A 13,094-nucleotide genomic window follows, 5' to 3' on the forward strand; every position below is an offset into this window, starting at 1 on the left:
GCGCCCCGGGCGGCCGCTCCACGAGGAGGGCGGGGACGCAAGGTGACTCAGGCCGTGGGACAGGAAGCGGACGCGGGGCCGTGGTGACGAGCAGGCCGAACCGCCGGTTCCTGGAGCACCCTGGCGGCCCAGAGCCGTCCGGGGTGCGGAGATAACAGTAACAGAGGCCGGGGACGGCGCCGCCGGTTTTTTCGCGCGGTGTCGTCCGCCGGACCCCACCCCCTGCTTCGGGGGCGGCCTCGCGGGCCTTCAGCGGACGGTGACCTGGAAGGGCAGCATCGCCTTCAGGCCCGGCTGGAGCAGCGTCAGGTTCAGCCCGGCCGAGCGGGCCAGCGCCCGCAGGGACTCCGGCAGGGCGGGCTCCGGCGGGGGCATCAGGGACAGCGCCGCGCGCACCCCGGGCTCACCGCCCAGCGCGGAGAGGAAGCCCCGCGCCTCGCCCATGACGACCAGGTCCAGCTCCTCGTCGGGGGGGATGCCCGCGCGCAGCCGCGCGGCGTCCACGGCGTCCAGCAGGCCGCCCAGCTTGTCCACCAGCCCGCGCGCCAGCGCGTCCTGGCCGCTCCACACCCGGCCCCGGGCGACCTCGTCCACCTTCGCCTTGTCCAGCTTCCGCCGCAGCGCCACCTCGGTGATGAAGTTGTCGTAGGAGGCGTCCGCCCACGCCTGGGCCGCGTCCTGCTCCTCCTTCGTCCACGGGCGCCACGGGTCCAGGATGTCCGCCAGCGGCGCGCGCGTCAGGCTCTCCTGGTGGATGCCCAGCAGGCCGCCCAGCAGCCCCTCGACGGCGGGCTTGATGTAGAAGACGCCAATGCTGCCCGTCAGCGTCGTGGGCGAAGCGAACACCTCGTGCGCCCCGATGGCGGCGTAATAGCCGCCGGACGCGGCGTAGTCGCCCATGGAGGCGATGACGGGCTTGTGCTTCGCCGCCTCCCGCACGGCCTCGTACATCAGGTGGGACGCCAGCACCTCGCCGCCGCCCGAGTCCACGCGCACGACAATGGCCGCCACGCTCGGGTCCGACTGCGCCTGCTCCAGCGCGCGAAGCACCGTCTCCGCGCCCGCCAGCCGGCTGAAGCCCAGCGGGTCCTCGCGGCTGCGGCCGCCGATGATGTCGCCCAGCACCGGCACCACGGCGATGCGGCGCCGGCGGGCCCAGCGGTCCTCGCGCTCGTCGCGCGGCGCGTACGTGGTGCTGAAGCGCCCGCCCGGAATCAGCTCCGCCACCTTCTTGTCCAGGTCCGCCGTGGCGATGATGCCGTCCATCAGCCCCAGCTCCACGGCGCGCTTCGGCTGGGGGAGGCCCAGCGCCCACAGCTCGCGCAGCCGCTCCACGGGCACCTTGCGGCCTTCCTGCACGGCCTTCTCGTAGAGGGCCACCTCCGTGTCCAGGTAGGCGTTGGTGGACTCCAGGGCCGCGTCGCTGGGCTCGCTGCGGGAGAGCTGCTCGGGGGCCGTCTTGAAGCGGCCCACCCGCGCCACGTCCCAGTGCACGCCCAGCTTCTCCATCGTCCCGCCGTAGTTCTGCAGGTGCAGCGCCAGGCCGTTGACGTAGAGGATGGACTCCTGCAGCGCGTAGACGCGGTCCGCCGCCGAGGCGACGAAGTAGCCCAGGTCGTCCGTGGACAGCACCACCGCCATCACCCGCTTGCCGGCCGCGCGCAGCCGCAGCAGCGCCTGGCGCAGCTCCTCCGCCTTGCCCCAGTTCACCCCGGGCAGGCTCTCCAACTTCACCACCACGCCAGCCAGCCGCTCATCCTGCGTGGCCAGGTCCAGCCACCGCGTCAGCCGCAGGTACGGGTCCGCCTCGCTGACGCCCAGCCAGGAGAGGACGGGGCTGGTGCCGCCGCTCAGGGCGTCATTCAAGTCCAGCATCGTCACCACGCCGCCGCGCGGGGTGATGGAGCGGTACGTCTCCGTCGACAGCCGCACCGCCACCAGGTGGTCCAACCCCGCGTTCGTCCCGCCCGCCGCGTAGGTGAGGCCCAGGTGCGAGGTGTCCACCGTGGCGGCCACCTGGAGCGCGAGGGGCACCCCGGAGGCGAAGCCATGGGACACGCCCGCGCCCAGGCGGAGGCCCGGAACCACCTCCGCGTTGAGGGTGTAGGTGGCCTGGCCCCGGCGGAAGGCGCCCTCGGAGAAGAGCCAGTCCACGCCCAGCGTGTAGCGCTCACCCAGGGGCCGCATGCCCACGCCCAGGTTGTACTGCCGCTTCAGCGCCAGCGTGCCCTCGGTGGGGGCGTTGACGTCGCGCACCACCGCGCCCAGCGACAGCGCCCGCAGGGGCCGCGCGGTGAGGCCCACGTCGAAGGTGTCCAGCGCGTCGACGTCCCGGTTGGACGCGCCGTAGGAATGCCACGAGCCGCCCAACTGCAGCGTGCGCGTGCCCAGGGAGAGGCCCAGCGAGGTGCGCCGGTAGTCCGGCTCCGCCCGCCCGCGAATCCACTCCATGGAGCCGCCCAGGCCCAGGCCCAGCAGGCGCGTGGCCAGGAAGACGCCGTCCCCCAGGCCGTCATGCACGAGGTTGCGCTCGTGCAGGTAGAAGAGCTGGCTGCCGTCGACGAAGCCCAGGCCCGCGGGGTTGAGCGACAGGGCCGTGGCCTCGTCCACCAGCGCGGCGCCGGTGGGCGGCAGCGTCAGGCCCCGGGAGGGCAGGCCGGGCTGGCTGATGACGCTCGTCTGGGCGAGCGCGAGGCTGGGGAGGAGCAGGAGGGCGAGCAGGCGCATACGCCCCGGGACTCTAGGCATCAGGCGTCCCGGGACAAGCGCCCTGCGTCACCAGTCCTCGGTTCCGGACACACCGTCGAGCGGGTCCCCGTCGTTCTTCTTCCTGTCCTGCGCCTTGCCGCGGCCGCCGCGGTCCTCGGAGGACCAGTCCTCCATGCCGCCGCGGTTGTCCAGCGGGTCCCGGCTCTTGGTCACCTTCTCGCCGAGGCTGTTCACCAGGTGGTTCACCACCCGCTCCATCTCCTGCTTGAGCTGGCCGAACTCGTCACCCTGGACGGACATGCGGCGCCCCGCCAGCCGCTGGCCGGTGCGCGCGTCGTAGTAGCCCAGCGTCAGCTCGGTGCCTTCACCCTGGGCGCGCAGGGTGCCCACGAGCGCCCGGTCCAACCCCAGCGACTGGAGCATGGCCGCCACGCCGGAGGCCTTCTCCCCGGCGCGGTTCACCTCGCCCGCCACCCGGTCCAGCTTCGCGTCATAGGCCTTGTACGAAGAGGTGGGCACCAGGTTGGCGGTGAGCTCGGTGTCGTCGGTGGCCACCTCCATGATTTGGCCGTGCTGGCGGAAGCCCGGGCGCTCCACGCGCAGCAGGTGCTTGCCAATGGTCAGCGCGGGCAGCGTCACCGGCGTGTAGCCCACGGCCTCGCCGTCCACGAACACGCGCGCGCCCGAGGGCCGCGAGTTCACCGTGGCGGTGCCGCGGAGCTGGGAGGTGCGGCTGGTGGCCACCTGCACGCGCAGGGAGAGGAACTCACGCGTGAAGCGCTTGGGGGACAGCTCGTGGGTGGGCGACAGCGCGATCAGGTCGATGAGCGCCAGCTTCGCCTCCTCCACCTCGCCGCGCAGGTGCAGCACGGCGGCGTACAGCGCCAGCGCGTCACACAGCGGCGAGCACCCGCGCATGGCGCCCGCGGCCCCTTGCAGCTCCTTCAAGGTGGCGCGGACCTTGCGCTCCGCCTCGTCGTACTCCTTCTTGTCGAAGGCGGCGAGGCTCTCCGAGTAGCCCTTCCGCCCGCGCTCCAGCGAGGCCCGGGCCCCCGGGTCCTCGGGCATGCCGAACAGGTCCTCCGACTTGCGCACCGTCATGCCGGCGAAGTGGGCGAGGGCTTCGTTCATGTAGCCCTCCATCTGCACGCTGGACGCCTCGGACGCCGGGTCCATGGACACCAGGAGGGTGCTGACGCGGCGCGCCTGGGGCGGGGCCGCGAGGGCCAGCGCGGGGAGGAGGGCGGCGAGGGCGAGGACTTTCATGAGGTGACCTTGAACACAGGCGACGCGTGAGGCGGGGCGGGGATTCAATACCTGCATCCGCCTCAGAATCCGACTCCACCAGAAACGGGGTTGAAGGGGCGGCCCTTGTCCTGGGACGTCGCCACGAAGACGGCGCCGGCCGTCACCGCCGCCGCGCCGCCGACCACCGCCCAGAACCACGGGCGCTTGATGAGGGTGGAGAACGAGGTGCCGCTCTCCGCCACGCGGGGCAGGGTGACGCCGTTGACGAAGGCGCGCACCTGCTCGGCCGCCGCGTCCGGGCCGTTCTTCTTCGCGCCCGGCGCCAGGGCGATCTCCACCCCGCGCAGCCGCGCGTTGGAGCGCAGGTCCCACGCCTGGAGCTCCGCCTGGAGGTGCCCCTTCTCCCCGCGCGACACCGCCGCCAGCACCACGTAGCGGGCATTGAGCCGCTCGCCAATGGCGCGCGCCTCGGGGGGCGGCGTGTCCCGCTCGAAGGCCTGCTCGGTGGCGGCGTGGAGGGCCGCGTCACGCACGGCGGACAGGCCGGGGGTGGGCTCCAGCGCCGCCTTCACCTCGGTGCTCGCGCCGGACGCCACGGACGCGTACTGCGCGAACGCCGAGTAGCCGGGCAGGGACACCACCACGGGGTGCTGGCCGGCGGGGACCTCCACGCCCTTGAGCGGCGTGACGCCCAGCGCCTTGCCGCGCATGACGACGCTCGCGCCCGCGGGCTGGGACTCCACCACCAGCGTGCCGGCCGGGCGCGCCGTCACCTCGGCGCGGGCCTGGTCGAAGGCCTTCAGCACGTCCTGCCCGAAGAGGGCGGCGTCGGGCGTCATGGCCGGCTCCGCCACCACGGCGAGCTTGAACGCCTCCATGCCGCCGGGGGAGTCCCCGTTGAGAATCCGCGAGGCGCCCAGGAACAGGTACGTCCGGGCCAGCCGCTCCGGGTTCAGCTCCGCCGGGTGCTGGATATAGGCCTCCGCCGCGGCGCGGAACTTCGCCTCCGCGGCCTCGGGGTCCAGGTTGTCGTAGTCCGACCGGCCCTGCTCGAAGAGCGTGTCCGCGCGCGTCAGCGACGCCGGCGGGGGCGGCGGGAAGGCCGCGCCCAGGTCCACCAGCTCCACGCCGCCCAGCTTCAGCCGGCGCAGCAGCTCGTCCTCCAGCTTGACCGCGGCCTCTTCCACCACCGACGTCCGCGCCACCGCGAAGAGCGCCACCGGCCCGGTGGCCGTCACCGCCGCGCTGGCCACCGCCGACTCACCCGAGAGCGCCGGCGCCGCCTCGGGCTGGGCCACCGTCGGCGCATCCGGCGTCACCCGCGGCTTGACGGCCGCCTCGTCGGTGTCGTTCGGGGAGCCGAAAATCCGGGGCTCAATGGATTCCTCGTCATCCGCCGGCGGCGCCTGGGTCGTCTTCACCGGCTGCGTGGTGGCGGGGGACTTCTTGCTGGACTTCTTCTTCCGCGCGGACTGGCCGTACGCGGGAGAGGTGGCCAGCATGAACGCGAGGAGCAGGGAGCATCGGCGGAACGTAGTCACGGCGCGGATGCTAGCCGAGCCGGGGCCCCGTCTCAAAAGCCTGCCGCGCACGCGGGCCCCTCCGGGGTGGGGAGGGACCCGCGCTGGCGCCAGTGATTCCGCCCTGACTAGACGTCCAGGTCCTGGACCTCGCCGGCGCGCTCCATGATGAACCGGAAGCGGGCGCTGACGTCCTTGCCCATCAAGTCGTTGATGAGGCGGTCCGTCTCCAGGGGCTTGTCGATGGTGACGCGCAGGCTCATGCGGTGCTTGGGGTCGAGCGTCGTCTCCTTCAGCTCGTCGGGCGTCATCTCACCCAGCCCCTTGAAGCGCATGATGTTGGGCTTCGCGTTCCCCTTCGCCTTCTCCTTGATGATGCGGTCGCGGTCCGGCTCGTCCAGCGCCCAGTACGTCTCCTTGCCGATGTCCACGCGGTACAGCGGCGGCTGGGCGATGTGGATGGCGCCGCTCTCGATGAGCGGGCGCAGGTGCCGGTAGAAGAAGGTGAGCAGCAGCGTGGCGATGTGGTGCCCGTCGCTGTCGGCGTCCATCAGCAGGAAGACGCGGCCGTAGCGCAGCTTGCTGATGTCGAAGTCGGAGCCGATGCCGCAGCCCAGCGCGGACACGATGTCCTGGAGCTCCTTGTTGGTCGTCACCTTGTCGGTGGACGCCTGCTCCGCGTTGAGCACCTTGCCGCGCAGCGGGAGGATGGCCTGGGTGCGCCTGTCCCGGCCCTGCTTGGCGGAGCCGCCTGCGGAGTCACCCTCCACGATGAACAGCTCGCTCAGGCCCGGGTCCGTGGACGAGCAGTCCGCCAGCTTGCCCGGCAGGTTGAGCCGGTGGCTGACCGCCGTCTTGCGGCTCACCGCCTGGGACGCGGCGCGGCTGGCCTCGCGCGCGCGGGCGGCCAGGACGATGCGCGCCACCACGGACTCCGCGATGGACTTGTTGTCGTTGAGCCACTTCTCCAGCGCCGGGCGCAGCACGCCGTCCACCTGGCCGGAGACTTCGGGGTTGTTGAGCCGCCCCTTCGTCTGGCCCTGGAACTGCGGCTCCACCACGTAGGTGGACAGGATGGCGGTGATGCCCTCGCGGATGTCCTCCGCGGTGAGCGTCACGCCCTTGGGCGCGATGCCGTGCGTCTCGATGTAGTTGCGCACCGCCTTCACCACCGCGCCGCGCAGGCCCGCCTCGTGCGTGCCGCCCAGCGGGGTGGGGATGCCGTTGACGTACGAGCGGATGTGCTCGTCGGTGGCCTCCGTCCACGCCAGCGCCGCCTCCAGCCGCACCCCGTTGTCACGCGAGTGGTAGAAGGCCGCGCTGCCCGCCGGCACCAGCGGCTTGTTGCGCTCCGTCACCACCTTGGTGAGGTACTCCGCGATGCCGCCGTCGTGCTTGTACGTCACCGACGTGGCCGGGCTGGTCGTCTCGTCCTTCCAGACGACGGTCATGCCCTTGTGCAGGTAGCTCTTGGCCTCCAGCCGCTCGCGCACCGTCTCCGCGTCGAACTTCAGCTTCTCGCCGAAGATCTCCGGGTCCGGCTCGAAGGTGATGGACGTGCCGGTGCCGCGCGTGGCGCCGTCCGCCTTCAGGGTGCTGGTGGCCTTGCCCCGCGCGTACGTCTGCACGTGCTTCTTGCCGTCGCGCTTGATCTCCACGACGAGCTTGCGCGCCAGCGCGTTCACCACCGAGCTGCCCACGCCGTGCAGACCGCCGGAGTGGATGTAGTTGCCCTGCTCGAACTTGCCGCCCGCGTGAAGGGTCGTGAGGATGACCTCCACGGCCGGCTTCTTGTGCTTGGGCATGATGTCAACGGGGATGCCACGCCCGTTGTCCACGATGGTGACGCTGCGGCTGTCCTTGTGGAGCGTCACCTCCACGGTGGTGGCGAAGCCGTTGATGACCTCGTCCACCGAGTTGTCGAGGATCTCCCACAGCAGGTGGTGATACCCCGTGCTGTCGGTGCCGCCGATGTACATGGCCGGGCGCTTGCGCACCGGCTCCAGGCCTTCCAGGACCTGGATGTCCGCGCCTGTGTAGGTTTCCTTCTTCGTCGCCATGGCGTCCTCTGCCTAGTCCTTCTTCTCGGGCAACGGGATGAAGGTGACGGGGCGCGCCACCTCCTTCACGGCGTCGCGCTTCGACATCTCGTGGCCCTTGCCGCCGCGGCCCGTCACCCCGTACTTCGCCGGGGACAGGTGCAGCTTGCGGCCCTTCTGCGTCTCGAACTCCAGCCTCGCGTCCTTCTGGGCGGGCGACACGGCGAGGAAGTCCACCACGCGGTCCCCGCCGTCCACCTTGATGACGGTGACGCCCTTGCCGGGGCCGGCCAGCTCGTTGACCTCCGCCACCTTGCACACCAGGGCGCTGGTCTTCTCCGTCAGCACCGCCAGCAGGTCGCGGTCCGTCACCGGCTGCACGCCGATGATTTCGTCGCCTTCGCCCGTCTTCGCGTAGCGGCGGCCCGCGCGCGTGGAGACCTCCAGGTGCGGCTCCAGGAGGAAGCGCATGCCCAGGCCCTGCTTCGTCACGCCCACCAGCTTCTGCGGGCGCGGCAGCCGCGCGTCCAGCGACACGGCGGACACCACGCGCTCGCCGTCGTCGAACTTGAAGAACTTCTGCACCGGCTCGCCGTAGCCCGTGGAGGCCGGCACGTCGTTGAAGCGGGTGACATACGCGGTGCCGAAGTTGCTGAAGAGCACCAGGTTGGCCTTGAGGCTGCCGGCCAGCACCGCCATCACCGCGTCGCCTTCACGCAGGCGGGTGGTGGACGGGTCCTTCACCTCGCGCACGCGCTTGACCCAGCCGTCGCGGGTGATGACCACGTGCGCGTCCTCGTCCGCGATGAACGCCTCGGCGCTGAACTCCATCTCCTCGGCGCCCGCGCCGCCAATGCGCGTGCGGCGCTTGTCGTTGTAGCGGGCCTTCAGCTCGCCCAGCTCGTCGCGGACGGTGCCCCACACCTTCTTCTTGTCCTTGAGGATGCCCTGGATGCGCTTGATTTCGGCGCGCTTCTCCTTGAGCTCCTTCTCCACGACGAGGATCTCCAGGCGCGCCAGCTTGTAGAGCTTCATCTCCAGGATGGCGTCCACCTGGACCTCATCCAGCTTGAAGCGGGCGATGAGCTTCTTCGCGGCGTCCTGCTTGCCCTCCGACGCGCGGATGATCTTGATCATCTCGTCGAGCGCGTCATAGACCTTCTCGAAGCCCTCCAGGATGTGGACGCGCCGGAGCAGCTCGCCCAGCTCGTGCTCGAAGCGCTTCGTCACCACCTCGAAGCGGAAGTCGAGGAAGTACTGGAGGATGTCCTTGAGGTTGAGCCGCTGCGGCGTGCTCAGCTCGGGGGTGTCCTTGATGGGGACCAGGCAGGTGAGGTTGACGCCGAAGTTCGTCTGCAGCGGCGTCTGCTTGTACAGGTACGCCATCACCAGCTCGGGGTTGGCGTCCTTCTTCAGCTCCAGGACGATGCGCACGTCCTTGGTGGACTCGTCGCGTACGTCGGTGATGAGCGGCAGCTTCCGCTCGCGCACCAGGTCGCCGAACTTGGCCACCAGCGTGGACTTGTTCACCGTGTAGGGGATGGAGGTGATGACGAGCTGCTGGCCGCCTCGCTTGAGGTCCTCCAGCTTGTACTCACCCCGGATGCGGATGCTCCCCTGGCCGGACTCGTAGATGTCCCGCAGTTCCTTCTTGTCGTTGAGGATCTGCCCGCCCGTGGGGAAGTCCGGACCCTTCACCCACTTGAGCAGGTCCTTCGTCAGCAGCTGCGGGTTCTCGATGAGCGCCACCAGCGCGTCCACCAGCTCGCCCAGGTGGTGGGGCGGGATGTTGGTGGCCATGCCCACGGCGATGCCCGTGGTGCCGTTCATCAGGAGCTGCGGCACCCGCGCGGGGATGACCACCGGCTCCTGCATCGAGCCGTCGTAGGTCGGCCGGTAGGCCACCGTCTTCTTGCCCAGCTCCGTCAGCAGCTCACCAGCCAGCATGGCCAGGCGGCACTCGGTGTAGCGCATGGCCGCCGCGCCGTCGCCGTCCAGCGAGCCGAAGTTGCCGTGGCCGTCCACCAGCGGGTAGCGCAGGGAGAAGTCCTGCGCCATGCGCACCAGCGCTTCGTAGATGGAGGAGTCGCCGTGCGGGTGGTACTGACCCATCACACTGCCGACCACCTTGGCGGACTTCTGGTACTTGGCCTCATGCGTCAGCCGGTGGTCGTGGTACATGCCGAACAGGATGCGGCGCTGCACCGGCTTGAGGCCGTCCCGCACGTCCGGCAGGGCGCGCGAGGTGATGACCGACAGGGCGTAGTTGATGTACCGGCGGCGCGCCTCGTCCGCGAGCGAGGCCGGCACGGAGCCGTCACCGTTGCCACCCGCGGCGCCGCCACCACCGCCGCCGCCGCCTCCCCCGGCTCCCTGCTTCTTTCGCGATTTCGATTCGGCTTCTGCGCGCATGGTCGTCAATCCACAGGTGAGAACGCCCCGCACCCCGAACGCGGCGCGCGACCCGCGCACTCCTCACGTTGGGGGTAGCAGAGGTATGTAACAGGGCGCCGGGACTACCATGCCACCCTGACATTGGGAACGAATTCGGGGGGTTGCGCACTCTCCAACAGTGCCTACCTATACGCCTGTCCAGTCCTGTTCGCCAGCAGAACCCCGCTCCAACCCCGCGGAATTCCGAGGTTGGAGGCTCTTTGGCTGGGGGAGGGTGCGGGCGGACTCGCTACGGCGTCGCGTCGCGGGCCTTTCCCCACGAGCCGTCCTTGAAGATGCGCACGCCCTTGCCGCTCCCGCCGCCAATCATGCCGGGGATGGTGGCCTGGAGCGGCCTGGCGCCGGGCGGCTGGTAGACGACGCGGGCCCTGCGGGCGGCGGGGAGCGAGGGGCTGGTGGCGTCCACCAGCAGGTAGAGGGTCTCCCCGTCCACGTGGAGGCGCTCGGGGTCCTGGCGGTGGTTGAGCTCGGCCAGCAGCTCGCCGTCATCCAAGGTGGAGGCCTCGCTGCCCAGCAGGCGGACCTTCACCCGCAACCAGCTCGCCGGCGGGGCGCCTTGCTGACTCGCGTGGTCGCGCACGCCCTGGATGATGACAGCGACGTCGGCGCCGTTGCCGGGCGCGTTCTTCGCCGCGAGGCGCAGGCCCGTCTGCTTGCTGTTGTCGGTGTCGAGCAGCACCGTGGTGTTGGCGCAGCGGTTCTTGCACGCGTCGCCAAACGGCACCTTGTCGAAGCGCAGGCGCATGGCGAAGTCACTGCCCTGGGGGCCGATGACGGCGTTGACGATGACGGGGCGCTCCCCCTCCGGAGGTGCGGTGTAGCGGAAGGTGGCGCGCTCCTTGGCGGCGAAGGCGGTGCCGGCGAGCAGGGTGCAGAGGAGCAATGGGCGCTTCACGTGGAGACCTCCCCAGGGGCAAAAAGGGGCCCATTCAAGAGGGAAGGCGCCCGCCGCTTCAAGCCCCGGGCGTAGAGTGGGGCTTCCCACGAGGAGGATTTCGCGATGCGTGAACCGTACGTGCGGCAGCTCAAGCTCGGGCCCATGGACAACTTCGTCTACCTGGTGGGCCCCCGGCACTCGGACGAGGTGGTGGTGGTGGACCCCGCGTGGGACGTGGAGGCCATCGAGCAGGCCGTCAAGCAGGACGGCAAGCGCGTGGTGGGCGCGTTCGTCTCGCACTGCCACTTCGACCACATCAACGGCTTGCCGGACCTGCTGTCGAAGTGGGACGTGCCGGTGTTCGCGCAGCGGGAGGAGGTCCAGTTCTCCCCGGAGCTGCGCGAGCTGGGCGGCGCGCTGCGGCCCCTGGGGCCGGGCGATGAGGTGCGCGTGGGGGCGGAGACGTTCCAGGCGCTGCACACGCCCGGGCACACGCCGGGCTCGCACTGCCTGCTGGCCGGTGACGCGCTCGTGTCCGGCGACACCGTGTTCATCAACGGCTGCGGCCGGTGTGACATGAGCGGGGGCGACCCGGAGCAGATGTACCGCTCCCTGTCCCAGGTGCTGGCGAAGGTGCCCGGCAGCGCGAAGCTGTATCCGGGCCATGACTACGCGGACGTGCCGGTGACGTCCATGGAGGCGGTGCGGGAGAAGAACCCGTACTTCGCCTTCGACAACGTGGACGCCTTCGTCGCGTTCCGCATGCGCCCGCGGAAGTAACCGTCCGCGGCGCGCCTTCCGTGTCTGGCGGCCAACGGGGCCTCACACCGTCGACACGTTTACCGTGAGTGCGCGCCTGTCTATTGAATCGCTCCCGGCAGGAGGCGGTCTTCGCCTGCCGTGTTTTCTCGCAGTCCAGGCGTCGAGTCAGGAGCGTTCTCATGTTTCAGGAGCAGCTTTCATCCCAGTCGCAGCAGATGTTCGGCGAGTCGCTGAAGGAGCGGGTCACCGAGGCCGTTCGCGAGCAGATTGTCTCCACGATTGAGGACCGGCTCGGCCGGGAGGTGCGGGAGCGCGTGGCCGAGGCCATCCGGCACTCGCTGTCCGAGCGCGGCGGCGGGTTCCCGCAGGGGTACGGCCAGGGGTACGGGATGATGCCCCAGGGGTACGGCATGCCGGAGCCGGAGCGCATCGCGGACGCGCTGTGCTCCCGGCTCGCGGACACGCTGCGCGAGCGCATCGCCTCCGTGGTGCACGAGCGCATCCGTGACGGCATCCGGGAGCGGCTGGCCGAGTGCGTGCGCGCGGCGCTGGTCGAGCAGTGGCAGATGTCCTTCGGCGGCCCGGACGCCGAGCGCCTGGCCGAGGCGGTGCGCACCCGGCTGCTGGAGTCGCTGCGCGAGCGCATCAACACCGCCGCGCATGACGGCGTGCGCGAGGCCCTCCGCGAGCGGCTGGCGGACACGCTGCGCTCGGTGATGTCGGAGCGCATGCCCGGCTTCAACCCGAGTGACGCGGAGCGGCTGGCGGACGCCATCCGCGGGCGCCTGGCCGAGGCCCTCCACGAGGGGCTGGTGTACAGCCTGCGTGAGCGCGTGCGCGAGGCCCTGCGCGAGCGCCTGTCCGAGGGGCTCCGCGGCGCGGTGTCTCGCCAGTGGGGCGGCATGGCGGCGGGCTCGTTCGACCCAGACCGCATCGCGAACTCCCTCCAGGACCGGCTGTCCGAGGGGCTCCGGGAGCGCATCAACGCGGCGGTGCGCGAGCGCGTCCGCGAGGTGCTGCGTGAGCGCATGGGCGAGCTGCTGCGCGGCGCCATGGCCCGTTACCGGGGCATGATGCAGCAGGGCGGCATGCCGCAGGGCATGATGATGGGACAGGGGGGGCACGACGTGGAGCGCCTGGCGGATGCCATCCGTTCGCGGCTGGCGGACTCCCTGCGTGAGCGGCTCGTGAGCAACATGCGCTCGGAGCTGGACTCGGCGCTCCGCTCGCAGCTCCCCGAGGCCGTCCGCTCCGCGCTCGGCGAGGCGATGCGCGCGGGCCCGTCCATGTCCCAGACGCACCACTCCGGGGGCTCCGTCGACCCCGAGCGCATCGCGAGCGCGGTGCGTGAGAGCGTGAGCGCCGACGTGCGTGAGCGCGTGGGCGAGATGGTCCGCGAGCGCGTGTCCGAGGTCGTCCGCAACGAGCTGTCCAACGGCGTCCACCACACGCCGCAGGCCTGATGTTCCGTCTCCCTGGAGGCGT

The 13,094-nt window shown here is 70.9% G+C and carries 8 protein-coding genes; 2 read left to right on the forward strand and 6 right to left on the reverse strand.

Annotated elements, in window-relative coordinates; translation table 11 throughout:
- Positions 1 to 249: 249 nt before the first annotated feature.
- From sppA to MYMAC_RS12300, 6 genes are all read right to left on the reverse strand, one after another.
- Entirely contained in the window at positions 250 to 2,727 is a 2,478-nt protein-coding gene (sppA, locus tag MYMAC_RS12275) for a signal peptide peptidase SppA (RefSeq protein ID WP_204817539.1), read from the reverse strand.
- A 48-nt stretch (positions 2,728 to 2,775) separates the two neighbouring features.
- Complete coding sequence (locus MYMAC_RS12280) at positions 2,776 to 3,975, reverse strand: PEGA domain-containing protein (protein WP_204817541.1); 1,200 nt, start codon at positions 3,973 to 3,975, stop codon at positions 2,776 to 2,778.
- 62 nt (positions 3,976 to 4,037) lie between these two features.
- A complete protein-coding gene (locus MYMAC_RS12285) occupies positions 4,038 to 5,459 on the reverse strand; it encodes a PEGA domain-containing protein (protein ID WP_239989504.1) in 1,422 nt (473 codons plus the stop codon).
- A 146-nt stretch (positions 5,460 to 5,605) separates the two neighbouring features.
- Positions 5,606 to 7,537 (reverse strand): DNA gyrase/topoisomerase IV subunit B, encoded by a 1,932-nt coding sequence (locus MYMAC_RS12290; protein ID WP_013939064.1) that lies wholly within the window; start codon positions 7,535 to 7,537, stop codon positions 5,606 to 5,608.
- Positions 7,538 to 7,549: 12 nt separating this feature from the next.
- Positions 7,550 to 9,928: a DNA gyrase/topoisomerase IV subunit A gene (locus tag MYMAC_RS12295; protein WP_204817543.1), complete on the reverse strand. Its 2,379-nt coding sequence runs from the start codon at positions 9,926 to 9,928 to the stop codon at positions 7,550 to 7,552.
- A gap of 271 nt (positions 9,929 to 10,199) precedes the next feature.
- Positions 10,200 to 10,865: a hypothetical protein gene (locus tag MYMAC_RS12300; protein ID WP_043710779.1), complete on the reverse strand. Its 666-nt coding sequence runs from the start codon at positions 10,863 to 10,865 to the stop codon at positions 10,200 to 10,202.
- 105 nt (positions 10,866 to 10,970) lie between these two features.
- Between MYMAC_RS12300 and MYMAC_RS12305 the strand changes: the two genes are divergently transcribed.
- Complete coding sequence (locus tag MYMAC_RS12305) at positions 10,971 to 11,627, forward strand: MBL fold metallo-hydrolase (protein WP_013939067.1); 657 nt, start codon at positions 10,971 to 10,973, stop codon at positions 11,625 to 11,627.
- Positions 11,628 to 11,788: 161 nt separating this feature from the next.
- The gene (locus MYMAC_RS12310) at positions 11,789 to 13,072 is read left to right on the forward strand and encodes a DUF445 domain-containing protein (protein WP_095958227.1); all 1,284 of its coding nucleotides are present in this window, start codon (positions 11,789 to 11,791) and stop codon (positions 13,070 to 13,072) included.
- Positions 13,073 to 13,094 lie beyond the last annotated feature (22 nt).

This window comes from Corallococcus macrosporus DSM 14697 (assembly GCF_002305895.1).
GTDB classification, from domain to species: domain Bacteria; phylum Myxococcota; class Myxococcia; order Myxococcales; family Myxococcaceae; genus Myxococcus; species Myxococcus macrosporus.

Bases quoted from the DNA above. Each gene is read 5' to 3' on its own strand.
- sppA (WP_204817539.1), bottom strand. From the start codon at position 2,727: ATGCGCCTGCTCGCCCTCCTGCTCCTCCCCAGCCTCGCGCTCGCCCAG.
- MYMAC_RS12280 (WP_204817541.1), bottom strand. From the start codon at position 3,975: ATGAAAGTCCTCGCCCTCGCCGCCCTCCTCCCCGCGCTGGCCCTCGCG.
- MYMAC_RS12285 (WP_239989504.1), bottom strand. From the start codon at position 5,459: ATGCTGGCCACCTCTCCCGCGTACGGCCAGTCCGCGCGGAAGAAGAAG.
- MYMAC_RS12290 (WP_013939064.1), bottom strand. From the start codon at position 7,537: ATGGCGACGAAGAAGGAAACCTACACAGGCGCGGACATCCAGGTCCTG.
- MYMAC_RS12295 (WP_204817543.1), bottom strand. From the start codon at position 9,928: ATGCGCGCAGAAGCCGAATCGAAATCGCGAAAGAAGCAGGGAGCCGGG.
- MYMAC_RS12305 (WP_013939067.1), top strand. From the start codon at position 10,971: ATGCGTGAACCGTACGTGCGGCAGCTCAAGCTCGGGCCCATGGACAAC.
- MYMAC_RS12310 (WP_095958227.1), top strand. From the start codon at position 11,789: ATGTTTCAGGAGCAGCTTTCATCCCAGTCGCAGCAGATGTTCGGCGAG.